Source organism: Pseudoalteromonas sp. Isolate6 (assembly GCF_022398435.1).
Classification (GTDB): domain Bacteria; phylum Pseudomonadota; class Gammaproteobacteria; order Enterobacterales; family Alteromonadaceae; genus Pseudoalteromonas; species Pseudoalteromonas galatheae.
The window spans coordinates 1-17,860 of sequence record NZ_JAKEVK010000084.1; the positions used below are offsets into that span (position 1 = coordinate 1).

The following is a 17,860-nucleotide window of genomic DNA, read 5'->3' on the forward strand; positions in this document are numbered from 1 at the left end:
ACTGTGACTCATTCAGCAAATAAATTGAGTCCATATGTTCTTGTGGTTCAACTTGCGGTGAAAGAGGCAAAGTGTCAAATTTTTCAACATAGTTTGCATCTGGGTTGCAAGAGCTAGAGTGCGCACCCGATGTTAATCCGCGAATAAAATCTTGCTCAGCAAACTGCTCACTGCCTTCCAAGCATAGTTTATAGCCGGTGGTATTAAAACCGTCAAATAAGAGTGACTTGATGTTTTTCCGATTGAGCGGTTCAGGTTCAATACTAAAGTCTTCTCGCAAAGAGAAACTAGGCTCTTGCTCAAATGCTATCATTTCTACTTCAAACCAACGGGTGGCATGTGCAGACGTGCTACTTATCAAAGCCGCTAGGATGGCCAGATTTTTTATTGTTTTCATGCTACAGCCTTTTTCTCAAAGTCATCAATCATCGCATTAACCAGTTTCAATCTCTCTTGGCCATTTTTTTCTTCGATCAGGAACTTAAGTTTATTCGCGCCTTCCATTCTATAGGTTGATGGGCTACTTTGTATCAATCCTATGATGAATGTTGGGTTAACTTTTGTATGACTACTGAACTCAAAGAAGCCACCCTTAGGGTTTGCCTCGACCTTGTTAATGCCCAATTGAGTTGCCTTTAGCTTAACAGACTGCACCGCAAAAAGGTTTTTCGCCGCATCTGGAAGCAGTCCAAAGCGGTCGATTAATTCGATTTGCAGCTCATCGAGTTCAGCCAGTGATTTAGTGCTTGCGATGCGTTTATACATGCTAAGACGAATATTTACATCATGAATGTAATCATCCGGTAGCAGTGCTGGGAATTTAAGGTCAACCTCGCATTGCTGCTGAAGTAGATTGTCGAGTGTTGGTTCTTTACCATTTTTCAAGGCTTCGACTGCTTGTTCCAGCATTTCCATATACAGCGTAAAGCCTACAGTTTGAATTTGACCGCTTTGATCATCTCCCAACAGCTCACCTGCACCTCTGATCTCTAAATCGTGGGTGGCGAGGGCAAAACCTGCGCCTAAGTCTTCGAGTTGCTCAATGGCCTGTAAGCGCTTGACTGCGTCTTTAGTTAAGGCTTGGCTATTCTTCGTGAGAAGGTATGCGTATGCTTGGTGATGGCTTCGTCCTACACGGCCGCGAAGCTGATGTAACTGTGCCAATCCGAGTTTATCGGCTCTATCCATTATGATGGTATTAGCAGAGGGAATATCGATACCGGTTTCAATAATGGTTGTACACACAAGCACGTTATACTTTTGGTGATAGAATTCACCCATCAAGTGCTCAAGTTCTTTTTCACGCATTTGCCCGTGAGCAGTGGTGACGTTGGCTTCTGGCACGAGCGCTGAGATATCAGCGGTGACCTTGTCTATTGTCTCGACGCTATTGTGGAGGAAGTAAACCTGTCCACCGCGCTTGATTTCACGCAAAATTGCTTCGCGGATAAGCTCGTCGTTGCGCTCTCGTACAAAGGTCTTTACCGCTAATCGCTTGGCTGGAGGTGTCGCGATAATAGAAAGATCACGCATACCACTCATCGCCATATTCAGCGTACGCGGGATTGGGGTAGCGGTCAGGGTAAGAATGTCGACATCCGCTCTAAGCTGCTTAATCTTCTCTTTTTGTCTCACACCAAAACGGTGTTCTTCGTCAACAATCAACAGACCCAAATCGGCGAACTTGATGTTTTCTTGAATAAGCTTATGGGTGCCTATCACAATATCAATTTTGCCTTCTTCAAGTTTTTGTAACGTCTCTTTTTGTTCTTTCGCTGAGTTAAAGCGCGAAAGCACACCGACTTCAACAGGCAGATCGGCAAAACGGTCTTTAAAGTTCTCAAAGTGTTGTTGGGCAAGGAGCGTAGTTGGTACTAAGACAGCCACTTGTTTGCTATCGTTGACGGCAACAAATGCTGCACGCATGGCCACTTCGGTTTTACCAAAGCCAACATCACCACAAACGAGTCTGTCCATCGCTAGGCTTGATTGCATGTCTGCAAGTACGGCTGTGATTGCATTGCGTTGATCGTCTGTTTCTTCAAATGGAAAGCTATCAGAAAAGTCTCGATAGGCGCTCGCATCTAGCTTAAATGCATAACCTGGTTTACTTTGGCGTTTTGCGTATATGTCTAGGAGTTCAGCAGCGACATCTCTGACTTTTTCAGCCGCTTTACGTTTTGCTTTTTCCCACGCGTCATTGCCCAGTTTATGAAGAGGAGCAGAAGCTTCTTCACCTCCAGAGTAACGACTGAGCATATGGAGCGAAGAAACTGGCACATAAAGTTTAGCGTCATTGGCATAGATGATAGTCACAAACTCGGTAGCAATACCCGCAGCATCTATGGTTTCCAGCCCTAAATAGCGGCCTACACCATGATCTAAATGAACAATAGGTTGACCTTCTTTTAACTCAGCGAGGTTTCGGATCAGCGCATCTTGCCCTTGTTCGTATTTATGTTTTCGACGGCGCTTTTGGGAGATCTTAACACCTAACAGCTCTTGTTCTGTGATGATAGACAGCGATTGTTTATCCAGTAGTTTCACACTGGTAGCAAGTGGAGTGACGACCACACCAACATCTGAGTCGCTAGATACAAACTCTGCAATGCGCTTATAAGGCTTAAGCTTTAGCCCAGTTGGTTTTAATAAGGTAAGCAGTGACTCTCGCCGGCCCTCTGATTCAACACTGAATAACACGCGCGACTTTTGCTTTTTCTCAGCAGCGATGTAATCGAGGATTTTTTGATATGGATTAGCTTGTTTATGCTCAATGCGAACATCGTTGATTAATTCAGCTGCGACATTGTTATTGCCCGCTTTGGTTCCTAGCATCGCTTGACTAAGCTTTATTCGAGAGAAGCCATTAAGGCCTTCAAATAAGGTCTCAATTGGCTGATATAGCTTGGCTGGTGAAAGTAGCGGGCGAAGAGGGTCAACCCGGCGACTTTCGTAGCGTTTAGATACGTCTTGCCAAAAGGTTTGCGCCGCAGATTCAATGTCGCCAAAAGGCATAAATACGGTATCTTCAGGCAAATAGTCAAACACTGTCGCCAATGAATCAAAAAAGAGCGGCAAATAGTACTCTATACCGGCAGGCCAGTTTCCTTTACTAACTTGCATATAGATGCTGTCTTTTTCACTACTTGCGCCGAACGCTTCGCGATAATTAATTCTAAAGCGTTCAATGTCTTCTGCATTGGTTGGGAATTCGTGCGCCGGTAATAAATCGATAGCATCAATCTCATCATTTGAGCGTTGGCTTTCGATATCAAAATGACGAATGGAATCTAACTCATCATCAAAGAAATCTAGTCTAAAGGGGAGTGGGCTACCCATGGGGTATAAATCGATAATGGAGCCTCGAACGGCAAACTCACCATGCTCCATTACCTGCTGAACATGACGATAACCCGCTTGAGTTAGGGTATCACGCAAGCTTTGTGCGTCTACTGTGTCACCTTTTTTTACCTGAAGACTCATGCCGTGAATAAAGCTAGGTGGTGCGGTACGTAGCATCAGGGTTGAAACAGGAATGATGAGTACGGATTGCTTTTCCTGTTTGAGTGTATTTAGCGTCGCAAGACGCTGGGAGATAATGTCTTGATGTGGTGAAAAGTGATCATAGGGTAATGTTTCCCAATCAGGAAACATCATGACTGGTGTATCTTTTAAAAGATACGCCAGTTCATGCTCAAGGCGAAGTGCAGAGGGCGTGTCGGGGGTGACGAGTACAACTAAGTTGTCATGTTGTTGGATGTGCTCACTCAAACACAGTGATAAGCTACTGCCAACCAAATTACCCCACGAAATTTTATCCTTGTTTGATTTTACCCAAGGTAAATTGTTCCATTGCACATTCGCCATTGATTACTCCTATTTATTAATCGCGATAAATTTTGCAAAGATCCTGATAGTGATCGATTCGTCTGTCTCTTAAATACGGCCAGATGCGTCGAACAGATTCACTGCGTGCAAGATCAACATCAACAACCGAGATTTCTTCTGCTTCTTCAGATGCATGCAATAACATTTCGCCTTGCGGACCGGTAACAAAAGAATTGCCCCAGAATTGAATACCTTCACTTTGACCTGAAGGGTCTGATTCATGGCCAACACGATTAACGCTAATCACAGGTACTCCGTTAGAGACTGCATGTGCACGCTGTGCAATTATCCAAGCATCTCGTTGACGAATTTGCTCTGCTTTATCATCGCGAGGATCCCAGCCAATTGCCGTTGGATAAATTAAAAATTCAGCGCCTGCCATTGCCATCAGGCGTGCACCTTCTGGGAACCATTGATCCCAACACACCAATACGCCTAATTTGCCTACAGAAGTCTGAATTGGAGTAAAGCCCATGTCGCCAGGGGTGAAGTAAAACTTTTCATAAAAACCCGGGTCATCAGGAATGTGCATTTTACGGTATTTACCGGCGATCGTACCGTCAGACTCAAGTACAACTGCGGTGTTGTGATAAAGCCCTGTTGCACGCTTTTCAAATAACGATGCAACGATGACAACATTAAGCTCTTTTGCAAGTGCGCCTAGTGAGTCTGTGCTTGGACCAGGAATGGTTTCCGCTAAGTCGAAGAGATCGGTGTCTTCTGTCTGGCAAAAATACAAGCTGCGGTGCAGCTCTTGTAACACGATAAGCTTAGCACCCTTGCTTGCTGCTTCTCGGATACCGTCACAGGTTTTTGCAAAGTTGTTTACGAGATCTGTAGAGTTGCTATGTTGAACAATACCAACTTTGATGTTTTTTTCAGTCATGGTACTTACCTTAAAAAACCTTTTGGTAACTGCATCGTAATACAGTGCAGGCTACCGAATTGATGGATGATTGGTAGGCAGTTTACGCCAATTACCGTTCTTTCTGGGTGAGCAAGAGAGACTTTGTCCAACGCTTCTTGATCTTTGTCGTCGCCATAGATAGGTACTAACACCGTTTTATTCAAGATCAGATAGTTTGCATAGGTGGCAGGTAATCTCTCACCCTCGTTATCAAACTTAGCACTAGGCCAAGGTAAACTAATCAAACGGTATGGATCGCCATTTGGGGTGCGAAATGTGCGTAGCTGCTGTTCCATTTTATTGAGGGCATCATAATGCTCGTCTGATTTGTCGTCGCACTTTACATATACCAAGGTATTATCCGGTGCAAAACGCACTAAAGTGTCGATATGACTGTCAGTATCATCACCGGCTAAGTATCCGTGATCTACCCACAGGAATGACTCAGCCCCCAACTCTTTTTGCAACAATAGTTCTAATTCGGTTTTACTTAGATGTGGATTGCGATTTGGGTTCAACAGACACTCTGAAGTAGTCAATAGGACATTGGACTCGTTGATCTCAATACCGCCGCCTTCAAGTACCACGTCAACTTTTTCAAAGGTACAGTTTGGGTTGAGGACCTGTTTTGCAAGCTGTTGATTGATCTTATTGTCTAAATCCGCAGCAAACTTATTACCCCAACCCGTAAAGGTGAAATCCTTAATACATAGATTTCCTGTACTTGTTTGCGTTGTAAGTGGACCGTGGTCGCGGGCCCATGTGTCATTGCAAGGCGTCACAACAAAGTGACACTTGGTTAAGCTAACCTCAGCTGCGCCGAGTAGGTTCTCGATATGCTGTTTTAGCGCTTCATTATGCGCCACGATAACGACTTCTTGAACTTGGGTGATATGTTGGCAAAGTGCAACGTACACTGGTTCAACGTCACTGAGAATGTCGCTCCAATCGGTATCAGAATGCGGCCAAGTAAGCATGATTGCATCTTGTGGTGCCCATTCTGGGAGTAAAGTAAAACTCATTAAATCATCACCATATAATAATAAGCCTATAGTTTATCATTAACCTCAGGTGTGTCAGTAAGTTTTGTGAAGATAATTGAGCATTTAAAGAAGGCACTTAATGCGTTAAATGCCTTATTGGTCTTTTTGCTGCTTCAGCTTAAGTTGTCTGGTCTGGGCGTGTAAGCTCGCCCGTACGAGCAACTCTTGATCCGCTTCTCTAATAGCGGTAAAGGCGAGGGTGAATTTACCATCTTGCTTGGCAATGACTTGTGAGTAACAAAAGATAGCACTGGCTTCATTGCGCAAAAATATTTTAGTTCGTAACGATTGTCCGACCTCATAATCTGCTTCTAACGTCGCGGTCAGGCCACCACCGCCGTAGCTGTCACAAAATAGATGACTGTCATCAGGTTCTTCGGTTGCGAGAATATGGCTGATAATTAAATCAATCTTACGTGATTGCGCCTGCAAATAAGCTGCTAACTCATTGGCAATATCACCCAGATTACGAAGTGGTCGCAGGGCATTAAGATCTAACTCATTAATTTCGTTCGCGAGCTTAAATAGCGGCGGAATTGCAGCTTCTAATTGATATTCGTTTTCTGGAACCATATTGTCATCAACCGGATAGAGGTTGATCTGAACCTGTTCAGCTATCTGAAAATACTGTTCAAATAATTCCTGCAAATTCGCTTTCATGTTTTATCTCTTGGCATCGCGCCGCTTTACAACTGTCTCTATAGTAACGGTTTAGTTTACCGATAATCAAACTTTGAATTGCTCAAGTAGTTGTTCTTGGGTTGTTATCTTTTCTACTTGAGACTGCATGGTGGCATCTACGCTCTTAGCTTCGCTATACACCGACTCGGAAATACCGCGAATTGATGAGCTACTGCTATTCACGTTATTTACAATGTCATTTTGCTCATTCAGCATATCAGCAATGCGGGAATTCAAATCGACAATATGGCGAATGGCACTACGCATATCTTCAAGCGCGGCTCGAGTTTGATCTGCCTTTTCAACCGTTTTATCAACATAATGTTGGCTTTGCTTCATTACAGTAACCGCGCTTTCTGAACCTGACTGTAGTTGACTTATCATTCCACGGATTTCAGTTGTGGCTTCTTGTGTTCTTTGTGCAAGCGATCTTACTTCGTCTGCAACGACGGCAAAGCCGCGGCCAGACTCACCGGCCCTTGCGGCTTCAATGGCAGCATTGAGCGCTAGGAGGTTGGTTTGCTCAGCAATGCTGTTGATAACCGATAATATTTGCTCAATAGCGGTAGACGAGCTTTCTAACTCCGTAACTACGGTCATTGCCGAACTGATCTGATTAGATAGCTCTTGAATTGTCTCGGTTGTTTCTGCAACGATTTTTTCTCCTTGGCGCGCAACTTGATCGGTGGTTTTAATTGCTTCAGCGGCCTCATGGGCAGATTGAGTTACTTGATGCTCAGTTGCAGACATGTGTGTTGTTGCTTCATCAAGCACTTTGATACTCGCTAATTGCTCTTGAATGGAAAGTTTGGCTTTATTTGCAACCTGAGATGTTTGTTGAGCATCGTTTAAAACTTCATGGCCTAGACCCTGAATATTCGCTATTAGAGACTGTAAGCTACTGGTAAAGGCATTAAAATTTTGCGCCAGTGCTGCAAATTCGGGTTCATGCTCGGTATTTAATCGTACGGTTAAGTTCGCATTACCGCGTGCGATAGCAGCCATGGCGGTGTTGATTTCATCAAGTGGCTTTAATAATAAGCTAATCACAAAAGAAAGTAGTACAGTCGCGAGTGCCACAGAAATAAAGGCAAATATGGCTGCATCTCTTTGCAGTCGTGAAAGTGCGGCAAAAACGGTGTCTTCATCCAGCATCACCCCTAAATACCAATCTAAGCCTTCGACCTCTTTAAACTGTACTAATTTGTCTTCGCCGTTCACTTCAACGTATTGAATATTTTCCGATATACTAATGTCACCGAGAAATGTACGAGAAGACTTACCATTTAGTTTTACATCTGGGTGTGAGATAGTCGACCCGTCTTTACTCACCATAAAGGCAAAACCCGCGTCTAGCAGGTTAAACGAGTTAATCATTTCGCCGAGTTTTGCCAAACTAACGTCGTAAAAAATCGCGCCGTTGAATTGGCCTTGTTTAAACACAGGTGCACCGATTGATACCACGATTTCGTTACTTACCGCATCAGCGTAAGGCGCTGTGATAATTAGCTTTCGTGCAGTTTTTGCGTCGGTATACCAAGGCCGTTTTCTCGGGTCCCAATTTGCACCGGGGTTCCAATTTGGATCGCTTGCGACATATTTTCCGGTTTGCTCTTCACCATAACCTATCAGTAGGAAAGAGGTTGTGAGCTGTGGCTGCGAGAGAATAGGAAAGGCTGCGTCTAAGGTGTCAGTGGAAGCAACGAGATTGGTAGCAAGCGCGGCGAGATCGGTTGCTCCTTTCATTTGCGCAGTGACAGTGTTACCAATCCCCTGAATTATTTCATCCACACTTTGTTCTGCTTGCGCTTTGATTGCTGATTGCACAGAAATATATTGAATAACAGATAAGATCAGTAATGCTATTAGCAGCACAAGCGCAGAGACGGATACGACTTTGTGTTTAAACTTCACGGCCACACTCCAATAAGTTTGATACATTAAACTTATGACATTTAATAAGAAAATGCCAAACCTTCTGCGCTGCATTTGAAGCTATTTCAAATTGTTGCGTTTATATTAATTATTTATTCATGGCGCAATTCCTATTCTTTAATGCTTAGAAGAGGAGAAAACATCATGCACAAACCAGTTTTAACAGCAATTGCCTCGGCGATGATACTCGCTGCATGCGGTGGCGGTTCAGGTTCTGACTCAAACGACAACAACACCTCACAACCAACTCAAAAAACCACTGTAAGTGTTGGTGTCTCAGATGCTGCTGTGAATAATCTTGCTGAGGTCAACCTTGTTATTCAACGGCTGACATTTAGAGCATCTGGAAAAGAAGATGTGACATTTGATACCTTGGATGCACAGGGTAATCCAATGAAGATCAATCTGCTTGAATATACGGGTGATGATATCTATTTAGTTGTAAACGACCAAGAGATCGATGCTGGGGATTATGAGTGGATCAGAGCCGATGTTGTAAACGGCAGTGCTGGGTCGAATTTTGATTTCACTTCTAGCGTGCGTTTTTTAGATGGTAGTCAAGCACCATTAGCCGTAACCCGTAAAGGTAACGATGGTGTAGGTGAAATCCAACTCAATAATTTCTCGCTAAATGAAGGTGAGAACCAGATCGTATTGGAGTTTGACTTGAATAAGGCGCTGTTGAAGCGCACAAATGATGACACGGTTTATCTAAAACCAACAGCTGTCCGTTTGGAGAATCTATTAACCAGTTTTGAGATTGAGGGCATGGTTAGCGAGTCTGTAAAAAATGCATGTGTAGCAGATAATGCAGATCTAGCTCCTCTAGTCGGAGAGTACAAACATGTTGTGTATCTTTATAAAGCGGATGTTGCAGTGCCAGGCGACATCAGTGATGAAGATTCAGCGCCAGTAGCAACCGCAAACTTAGATGCCGAGAGTGAATATGAGATAGCATTTATTGGTTCGGGAGATTACAAAGTAGGGTATTCGTGCTTAGGCCATTTAGATGATGCCGAAACGATAGATGCAGATTTTGGCTTGTATCAAACAAAAGACGTTACGTTAACTCAAGATATCGAAGTGAATTTCGAGACAAACTAATACCATTTAGTCTTTTAAACGAATTGATGTAACAGCAAACAAAAAGGGCTTCAAGTGAAGCCCTTTTTACTACTTAAATTCAAAATTAAGCATTTTCTAGTGCTGCGCGCGGGTCAACATATTCCATGTTGAAACCTTCTGCCACTTCTTTACACGTTACCTGACCTTTCAGAACGTTTAAGCCGTCCATGAAGTGTTTATCATTTAATAGTGCTTGTTTGTAGCCTAGGTTTGCAAGCTTGATGATGTACGGAAGCGTTGCATTGTTAAGTGCAAACGTTGAAGTACGAGGTACAGCACCTGGCATGTTCGCTACACAGTAGTGAACTACGTCGTCAACAATGTATGTTGGATCTGCGTGCGTAGTCGCTTTAGAAGTCGCGATACAGCCACCTTGGTCGATTGCAACGTCAACGATAGCAGCGCCAGGCTTCATCGCTTTGATGTGCTCTGCAGTTACAAGCTTAGGAGCTGCTGCACCAGGAATTAGTACACCACCAATCACAAGGTCTGCTTCAAGTACGTGTTTTTCAAGTGCATCAGCCGTTGAGTAAATAACTTTAGCTTGGCTACCGAACTGTGCATTCAAAGAGCGTAGCACATCAATGCTACGGTCAAGAATAGTTACGTCTGCGCCTAGACCTACAGCCATTTGCGCTGCGTTACGGCCAACCATACCACCGCCGATCACAACAACTTTAGCTGGTTCAACGCCCGGCACACCACCTAGCAGCATACCACGGCCTTCACGTGACTTTTCAAGCGCTTGAGCACCAGCTTGAATTGACATTCGACCAGCAACTTCTGACATTGGTGCTAGCAGTGGAAGACCACCACGTGCATCAGTTACTGTTTCGTACGCGATACAGATAGCACCACTTTTTACAAGATCTTCTGTTTGTGGAAGGTCTGGTGCTAGGTGAAGGTAAGTGAATAGAATTTGGTCTTCACGTAGCATCGCGCGCTCAACAGCTTGAGGCTCTTTTACTTTAACAATCATATCAGCAGTAGCAAAAACGTCTGCCGCCGTGTCTAAAACTTTAGCACCAACTTGAACATAATCTTCGTCAGTAAAACCAATGCCAATACCAGCATTTGTCTCAACAACGACTTCGTGACCGTGATTGATTAGTTCACGAACGCTCGCAGGAACCATACCAACGCGGTATTCGTGGTTTTTTATCTCTTTAGGTACACCAATAATCATAATATTCGCCTCAAAATAAGAACGGGGTAAAATTTTTGACTATTATATTTACCTATAGCCAGTGTGTCTCACTGTTTTAATATCTAAGTGTAGTGATATACTCTAAATTAACGAATCGTTCAGGATAAAAAACTACACTATGTATCAACAACTAGACAGGATCGACAGAAAGATTTTAGTAGAACTTCAGAAAGATGGCAGAATTTCTAATGTTGAATTAGCGAAACGCATCGGATTAAGCGCGACGCCTTGCTTAGAGCGCGTTAAAAAGCTGGAGCGAGAAGGATTTATTCGCGGTTATAAAGCCGTAGTCGATCCTGCTAAGCTTGGACAGGGGCTTTTGGTGTTTGTTGAAGTTACAGTGAATAAAAATTCGCCTGATGTATTCGATAGATTTAATCAAGCAGTAAAGCAGCATGACGAAATTATTGAATGTCATCTTGTGTCCGGTAGTTTCGACTATTTATTGAAAACACGAGTGACCGATATGTCCGAATATCGCGGAGTGTTAGGAGAAATTTTACTTAAACTGCCAAACATCAGTGAAAGTCGAACTTTTGTGGTCATGGAAGAAGTAAAAGGAGAAGAGGGAGAAGTAATAAAACCTTGTGCACCTTGAGGTATTTCTTGGTAAGGTGTAAGTATATACAGCAATACTAACGCAAATCACTAATTTGCTGACGTTTTGGGCTTTAATTGCCCGGAAAAGAAACAGAAAAAAGGTTTAATTACAATGCGCTTAAATGGTGTGCAACGCCTCTTAGAGACAGGTTTGATTGTAAGCACGGCTGCAGCAATATTTATGTTGTGTGCGTTGATAAGTTTCGACCCAGCCGATCCTGCTTGGACTCAATCCGGTGAGTACATAAAAGTAAACAACATAACTGGTGCTGCCGGAGCTTGGCTGGCGGACATTATGCTACTGAGTTTCGGTTGGCTGGCGTTTTTGATCCCAGCGGCGCTGCAGTTTCTTGGTTACTTACTATTTAAAAAGCCGCATAAGCTACTGCAATTAGACTACACCACACTTGGCTTACGTCTTATTGGCGCAACACTGTTTATCACCTCTGCGAGTGCAATCAGCAGTATCAACTTTGATGATATCTATAATTTCTCATCTGGTGGGGTAGTTGGCGATGTTGTTGCAGGGGCCATGATGCCTGCCTTTAACTTTACCGGTACCTCTATACTGTTACTGTGCTTTTTCTTTGCAGGAATGACATTACTTACCGGTGTGTCTTGGGTTGAATTCGTAGATTATTTGGGTGAAAAGGTCCTTGCCGGCTGTAGATGGTTACGCGATAGACTGACAGCTGAGCGCAATATAGAGCAAACGCAGCCAATTTCACAGAAACCTGAGACCGCTGGCATCAGCACGGATAAACTAGAAACTGAGACTCCAATAACAGCTACCGATCGAAAAGAGGATCTCGAGCAGGCTCTCCAGCAACAAACTGATACAGAAACTAATATAGATTTCGATGCTGAAGAAGAACCCAGTGGACTAGGCAAATTAAAAGATAAATTGTTCCGCAAAACGAGTACTGAATCTACACCTCAAACTTCGCCTGCACCGCACTCTGATCTACAAGAGAAGAAAGAGCCGTCGGTATTTGATGAGCTAGATGATATTCTAGAGCAAGAAATCAACTTTTCAGCGATAGAGGATGAGCCACTGGATACTGTCGCGGCATTAAATGCCTTGGATGAAGCACCAGTGCACGAAACCAAAGTGGTTTCTCCGGCAAGGCCACTTAAGCCTAAAGCACCTGAAAAGGCGGCCAACGGTTATCAGCCTCCACCAAGCGCTAAAGAGCAATTTGAAGCGCTTCTAGAAGCTCAACCACCTGCGGATCCATTGCCTTCATTAGATCTGTTGGATAGGCCTGACAAGGCTAAAAATCCAATTTCGCAAGAAGAGTTAGATCAGGTCTCGCGGTTAGTTGAAACCAAGCTATTAGATTTCAATGTTCAGGCTCAAGTAGTTGGTGTGTATCCAGGCCCTGTCGTTACGCGCTTTGAGTTAGATCTCGCGCCGGGCATTAAAGTGGCCAAGATCACCGGCTTAGCAAAGGACTTGGCACGTTCATTATCTGCAGTTAGTGTGCGTGTAGTTGAGGTTATCCCAGGCAAGACGTATGTGGGTTTAGAGTTGCCTAACAAACACCGCGAAATCGTACGTTTGTCCGAAGTGATAGATGCTCCTAAGTTTGAACAAAATCCATCTCCTTTGACTATGGTGCTTGGTAAAGATATCGCAGGCCAGCCGGTCGTTGCTGATTTAGCCAAAATGCCGCACCTGCTGGTGGCTGGAACAACAGGCTCTGGTAAGTCAGTGGGCGTTAATGTCATGATCTTAAGCTTGTTATATAAGTCGCCACCAGAAGATGTGCGAATGATCATGATAGATCCGAAAATGCTCGAACTTTCAGTCTACGAAGGTATCCCGCACTTATTGTGTGAAGTGGTTACCGATATGAAAGAGGCAGCAAACGCGCTACGTTGGTGTGTGGGGGAAATGGAACGCCGTTACAAGCTGATGTCTGCACTCGGTGTCCGTAACCTTAAAGGCTACAATCAAAAGATTAAAGACGCTAAAGAAGCGGGTCACCCAATTTTAGATCCACTCTTTAAAGATACAGACGGTATGGCGGATGAACCACAAGAGCTAGATAAATTACCGAGTATCGTGGTCGTTATAGATGAATTTGCCGACATGATGATGATTGTTGGTAAAAAAGTAGAAGAGTTAATTGCACGTATTGCACAAAAAGCACGAGCGGCAGGCATACATTTAGTGCTGGCAACACAGCGCCCATCAGTGGATGTCATTACGGGTTTGATCAAAGCGAATATACCAACGCGAATGGCGTTCCAAGTATCAAGTAAGATTGATTCACGTACAATCCTAGACCAACAAGGCGCAGAAAACCTGTTGGGTATGGGTGACATGCTCTATCTGCCGCCAGGAACGAGTGTTCCGGTTCGTGTACATGGCGCGTTTGTTGACGATCATGAAGTGCATGCGGTAGTGAGTGACTGGAAAGCAAGAGGTAAACCAAACTACGTAGAAGAAATTCTATGCGGTGAAGCAACTGAGGATATTTTACTACCAGGCGAAGCACCGGAAGGTGGGGATGAAGAGTCTGACCCACTTTATGATGAAGCCGTTGGGTTTGTTATTGAAACAGGCAAAGTGTCTGTTTCGAGTGTACAACGTAAGTTAAGAGTTGGTTATAACCGTGCCGCTCGATTAGTTGAGCAAATGGAAATGTCGGGAGTGGTAAGCGCTCCTGGTCACAATGGTGCACGAGATGTATTGGTAAAAGGTGGAGCCAATTAATGAAAAAATTTAAGCAAATTGCATTGCTAACGGTACTATCAAACCTTTTTATTCAGCCTGTGTGGGCTGATGAGGCTGCGATGCAAAGTCTAAAAGGAAGACTGGCTGAATTAACCAGTTTTCAAGGTAAGTTTGAGCAAATTGTTAAAGATCAAGATGGCAATGAGTTGCAAACCGGTGAAGGGGCGATAACCTTAGCGCAGCCATTAAAAATCCGCTGGCAACAAGAGATGCCGGATGACACTTTATTTGTATCAAGCGGAGCAACAACCTATTACTACGATACGTTTGCTGAGCAAGTGACCATCCTAGATACGACTAAACTTATTGATACTACGCCATTTGTGCTACTTACGACCCAAGAGGACAGTCAATGGTTGAAGTACAATGTAGCACTTAATGGTCAAGAATATCTGATCACGCCAAAAAACAAAGTAGACTCGCAGGTAGAGCAATTAACACTGCGTTTTGATGATAAAAACGATGGCTTAGCGCTATTGAAAGTGAATGATATTTCAGGTCAAGTATCTACGTTTAGCTTTAAGGAAAGCAAAGTCAATGCGCCAGTAAAAGAGAGTTTGTTTGAGTTTACAATTCCACAAGGAGTGGTCGTAGACGACCAAAGAGGCAGTGACTAGTTTAGGGTTTGATTTTACACCAGATGTACGACCGTTGGCCGCAAGAATGCGGCCAACCTCGTTAGAGCATTATGTTGGGCAGAGCCATATTTTGTCCAAGGGTTCTGTACTTTATCGTGCAATTGAATCTGGACGCTGTCATAGCCTAATCCTTTGGGGGCCACCCGGAGTGGGTAAAACCACCCTTGCTGAGATCATTGCCAACTACGCGGATGCAGAGCTTATTAAGCTTTCCGCTGTTAGCGCGGGAATTAAAGAGGTTCGTGAAGCAGTCGTCGATGCTAAAAATCGATTAGCCCAGTTTGGTAGACGTACGCTGTTATTTGTTGATGAAGTACATCGCTTTAATAAATCCCAGCAAGACGGTTTTTTACCTCATATTGAAGATGGCACCTTTATTTTTATTGGCGCGACCACTGAAAACCCATCTTTTGCACTAAATAATGCGATCTTGTCTCGCGCGCGTGTTTATACCCTGCAATCACTTGTAGAGGATGAATTAGGTCAAGTACTTAAAGACGCGTTGTCACGTGATGAGCAGTTGTCGAAATTAACCATCAACATTGATGACAGCGCACTTGAACTTATCGCCAAAGCCGCTTCGGGAGATGCGAGAAAGGCGCTTAATCTACTGGAGCAGGCGGTTGACTTAAGTTTTGAGCCAAATTCAAACACTCATTTGGTGAATGAACTTGTACTAAAACAAGTGTTGCCCAGCCAATTATCAAGTTATGACAATAAGGGCGACTTATATTACGACCTAATCTCAGCGTTTCATAAGTCAGTTCGCGGCAGCGCACCAGATGCAGCACTTTATTGGTATTGCAAAATATTAGCAGGCGGAGGCGATCCGCTCTATGTTGCACGGCGATTACTGGCGATCGCCACCGAAGATATCGGCAATGCAGACCCAAGAGCGATGCAAGTTGCGTTAAATGCTTGGGATATATTTCATCGTGTTGGGCCAAGCGAAGGAGAGCGTGCGATAGCACAGGCAACGCTTTATCTTGCAAGTGCGCCGAAAAGTAATGCGGTCTACATGGCATTCAATCAAGCTAAACGCGATGCTGCAAGTGATCCGAATTACCCCGTACCTGAACATCTCAGAAATGCACCGACAAAACTAATGAAAGAGCTGGGTTTTGGCGAAGAATACCGTTATGCACATAATGAGCCTGGCGCGTTTGCAGCTGGAGAAAATTACTTCCCAGAACCCATTCAAGAGCGACAATATTATCATCCAACAGACAGGGGACTTGAGAAACAAATCGCTGACAAGCTTAACTATCTACAGACGCAAAATGCACAAAGTAGCACCAAGAGGTACAAGTAGCGATGCTGATAAATTACCTCACAATTGCGCTAGGTGGAGCGTTTGGTGCAATGTTACGCTTTTTTATCAGCGATATGTCGATAAAACTCTTAGGTAAGGGATTCCCTTTTGGGACGTTGATCGTTAATATTCTTGGTTCATTATTGATGGGTGTGCTTTACGGTTTAATTGAAAAAGAAGTTATTTCAGCTTCTCCATCTAAAACGTTGATAGGTATTGGCTTTTTAGGTGCGCTGACTACTTTTTCTACATTCTCAATGGATTCCTTGTTGTTATTTCAACAAGGGCAATATATGAAAATGGCGTTTAACGTCACATTAAACGTGGTGGCGTGTATCTTTATGGCCTGGGTTGGTCTCTGCCTCATCATGCAAAAAGGTTAAAAAAACAATGTTAGATTCTAAATACTTTCGTCAAGACATCGAGGAAGCCGCTGCGCGTTTGAAAAAGCGTGGTTTTGAACTCGATGTTGCTAAGATCACCGAATTAGAAGAAAAGCGCAAAGCGCTACAAACCAAAACTCAGGAATTACAGAGTGAGCGTAACAGTTCCTCCAAAGCGATTGGTCAAGCTAAAGCGAAAGGGGAAGACGTTCAACCTTTACTAGATGCTGTTGCAAACTTGGGCGACCAATTAAGTGCGGCAAAAGAAGAGCAGGATAAAATTCTTGCTGAACTTAATGACTACGCAATGTCGTTGCCAAACCTTCCTGCTGAAGAGGTACCAGCAGGTGCTGATGAATCCGAAAATGTTGAAATAAGCACTTGGGGTGAACCAAAGCTGTTTGATTTTGAAGTTAAAGACCATGTTGACCTTGGTGAAGCGCTTGATAAAGGCCTTGATTTCGAAACTGGTGTTAAGCTAAGTGGTTCACGCTTTACGGTGATGCGTGGTGGTGTAGCGCGTATGCATCGAGCGCTTGTACAACTGATGCTGAATACTCACACTGAGCAAAATGGCTATACAGAAATGTATGTACCATACCTTGTGAATAAAGCGAGCTTGTTTGGCACAGGCCAACTTCCTAAGTTTGCAGAAGATTTATTCCACACAGAAGCGTTATCTGAAGATCAAGATGGCTTTAGTCTAATTCCAACAGCAGAAGTACCGTTAACGAACTGCGCTCGTGACGTTATTTATGACGAAAAAGAGCTGCCGATTAAGATGACGGCGCACACGCCTTGTTTTAGAAGCGAAGCAGGTAGCTATGGGCGTGATACGCGCGGACTTATCCGTCAACACCAGTTTGATAAAGTTGAACTTGTCCAGCTTGTAAAACCTGAAGATTCAATGGCAGCGCTTGAAGAGTTAACAGGCCATGCTGAGCAAATTTTACAGCTACTTGGCTTACCTTACAGAAAAGTGGTGCTTTGTACTGGAGACATGGGTTTCGGTGCGACGAAAACGTACGATTTGGAAGTTTGGTTACCAGCGCAAAATACCTACAGAGAAATTTCTTCTTGTTCAAACATGTGGGACTTCCAAGCGCGCCGTATGCAAGCGCGTTTCCGCCGTAGTGGTGAGAAGAAGCCAGAACTACTTCATACTCTTAATGGTTCTGGTTTAGCGGTAGGTCGTACTCTAGTTGCGATTTTAGAAAACTACCAGCAGGCAGATGGATCAATTATTGTGCCTGATGCACTAAAACCATATATGGGTGGTGTAGAGGTTATTAAAGCAAGCTAAGATAGTACTGCTTAATTGAGCTTTGCTCGATTTAAAAACTCAAGTTATTGAAAAGAGGTTGGATTCGTCCAGCCTCTTTTTATTACTATATTATG

Annotated in this window: 13 protein-coding genes and 1 pseudogene; 7 read left to right on the plus strand and 7 right to left on the minus strand. The window is 43.8% G+C overall.

Annotated elements, in window-relative coordinates; all coding sequences use genetic code 11:
* From L1D50_RS12775 to L1D50_RS12800, 6 genes and pseudogenes are all read right to left on the minus strand, one after another.
* A pseudogene (locus L1D50_RS12775) lies at window positions 1-397 on the minus strand (CsiV family protein); the annotation flags it as partial.
* Window positions 394-3,867 (minus strand): transcription-repair coupling factor, encoded by a 3,474-nt coding sequence (mfd, locus tag L1D50_RS12780; protein WP_239966160.1) that lies wholly within the window; start codon window positions 3,865-3,867, stop codon window positions 394-396. The pseudogene L1D50_RS12775 and the gene mfd, both read right to left, overlap by 4 nt.
* 16 nt (window positions 3,868-3,883) lie before the next feature.
* Entirely contained in the window at window positions 3,884-4,774 is an 891-nt protein-coding gene (locus tag L1D50_RS12785) for a carbon-nitrogen hydrolase (RefSeq protein ID WP_239966161.1), read from the minus strand.
* 5 nt (window positions 4,775-4,779) lie between these two features.
* On the minus strand, window positions 4,780-5,817 hold the full coding sequence (locus L1D50_RS12790; protein ID WP_239966162.1) for an agmatine deiminase family protein: 1,038 nt from the start codon (window positions 5,815-5,817) through the stop codon (window positions 4,780-4,782).
* Between the two features lie 114 nt (window positions 5,818-5,931).
* A complete protein-coding gene (locus L1D50_RS12795) occupies window positions 5,932-6,498 on the minus strand; it encodes a PilZ domain-containing protein (RefSeq protein WP_128728098.1) in 567 nt (188 codons plus the stop codon).
* A 66-nt stretch (window positions 6,499-6,564) separates the two neighbouring features.
* Window positions 6,565-8,433 (minus strand): methyl-accepting chemotaxis protein, encoded by a 1,869-nt coding sequence (locus L1D50_RS12800; protein ID WP_239966163.1) that lies wholly within the window; start codon window positions 8,431-8,433, stop codon window positions 6,565-6,567.
* Window positions 8,434-8,598: 165 nt separating this feature from the next.
* On the opposite strand from L1D50_RS12800, the gene L1D50_RS12805 reads away from it, so the two are divergent.
* A complete protein-coding gene (locus L1D50_RS12805; protein WP_239966164.1) occupies window positions 8,599-9,558 on the plus strand; it encodes a DUF4382 domain-containing protein in 960 nt (319 codons plus the stop codon).
* Between the two features lie 85 nt (window positions 9,559-9,643).
* Here L1D50_RS12805 and ald read toward each other — a convergent pair whose 3' ends face one another.
* Window positions 9,644-10,765: an alanine dehydrogenase gene (ald, locus tag L1D50_RS12810; protein WP_239966165.1), complete on the minus strand. Its 1,122-nt coding sequence runs from the start codon at window positions 10,763-10,765 to the stop codon at window positions 9,644-9,646.
* Between the two features lie 139 nt (window positions 10,766-10,904).
* Here ald and lrp point away from each other — a divergent pair, with 139 nt between their 5' ends.
* From lrp to serS, 6 genes are all read left to right on the plus strand, one after another.
* Window positions 10,905-11,384, plus strand: a complete 480-nt coding sequence (lrp, locus tag L1D50_RS12815) for a leucine-responsive transcriptional regulator Lrp (RefSeq protein WP_010372754.1) — start codon at window positions 10,905-10,907, stop codon at window positions 11,382-11,384.
* A gap of 114 nt (window positions 11,385-11,498) precedes the next feature.
* Complete coding sequence (locus L1D50_RS12820) at window positions 11,499-14,108, plus strand: DNA translocase FtsK (RefSeq protein ID WP_239966166.1); 2,610 nt, start codon at window positions 11,499-11,501, stop codon at window positions 14,106-14,108.
* Window positions 14,108-14,746, plus strand: coding sequence for an outer membrane lipoprotein chaperone LolA (gene lolA / locus L1D50_RS12825; RefSeq protein ID WP_128728103.1), 639 nt, complete (start codon window positions 14,108-14,110; stop codon window positions 14,744-14,746). Before L1D50_RS12820 ends, lolA begins: the two co-directional genes overlap by 1 nt.
* Window positions 14,739-16,079 (plus strand): replication-associated recombination protein A, encoded by a 1,341-nt coding sequence (locus L1D50_RS12830; RefSeq protein WP_239966167.1) that lies wholly within the window; start codon window positions 14,739-14,741, stop codon window positions 16,077-16,079. Before lolA ends, L1D50_RS12830 begins: the two co-directional genes overlap by 8 nt.
* Window positions 16,080-16,081: 2 nt before the next feature.
* Window positions 16,082-16,462, plus strand: coding sequence for a fluoride efflux transporter CrcB (gene crcB, locus L1D50_RS12835; RefSeq protein WP_239966168.1), 381 nt, complete (start codon window positions 16,082-16,084; stop codon window positions 16,460-16,462).
* A 7-nt stretch (window positions 16,463-16,469) separates the two neighbouring features.
* Window positions 16,470-17,765, plus strand: a complete 1,296-nt coding sequence (gene serS, locus L1D50_RS12840) for a serine--tRNA ligase (protein WP_239966169.1) — start codon at window positions 16,470-16,472, stop codon at window positions 17,763-17,765.
* Window positions 17,766-17,860 lie beyond the last annotated feature (95 nt).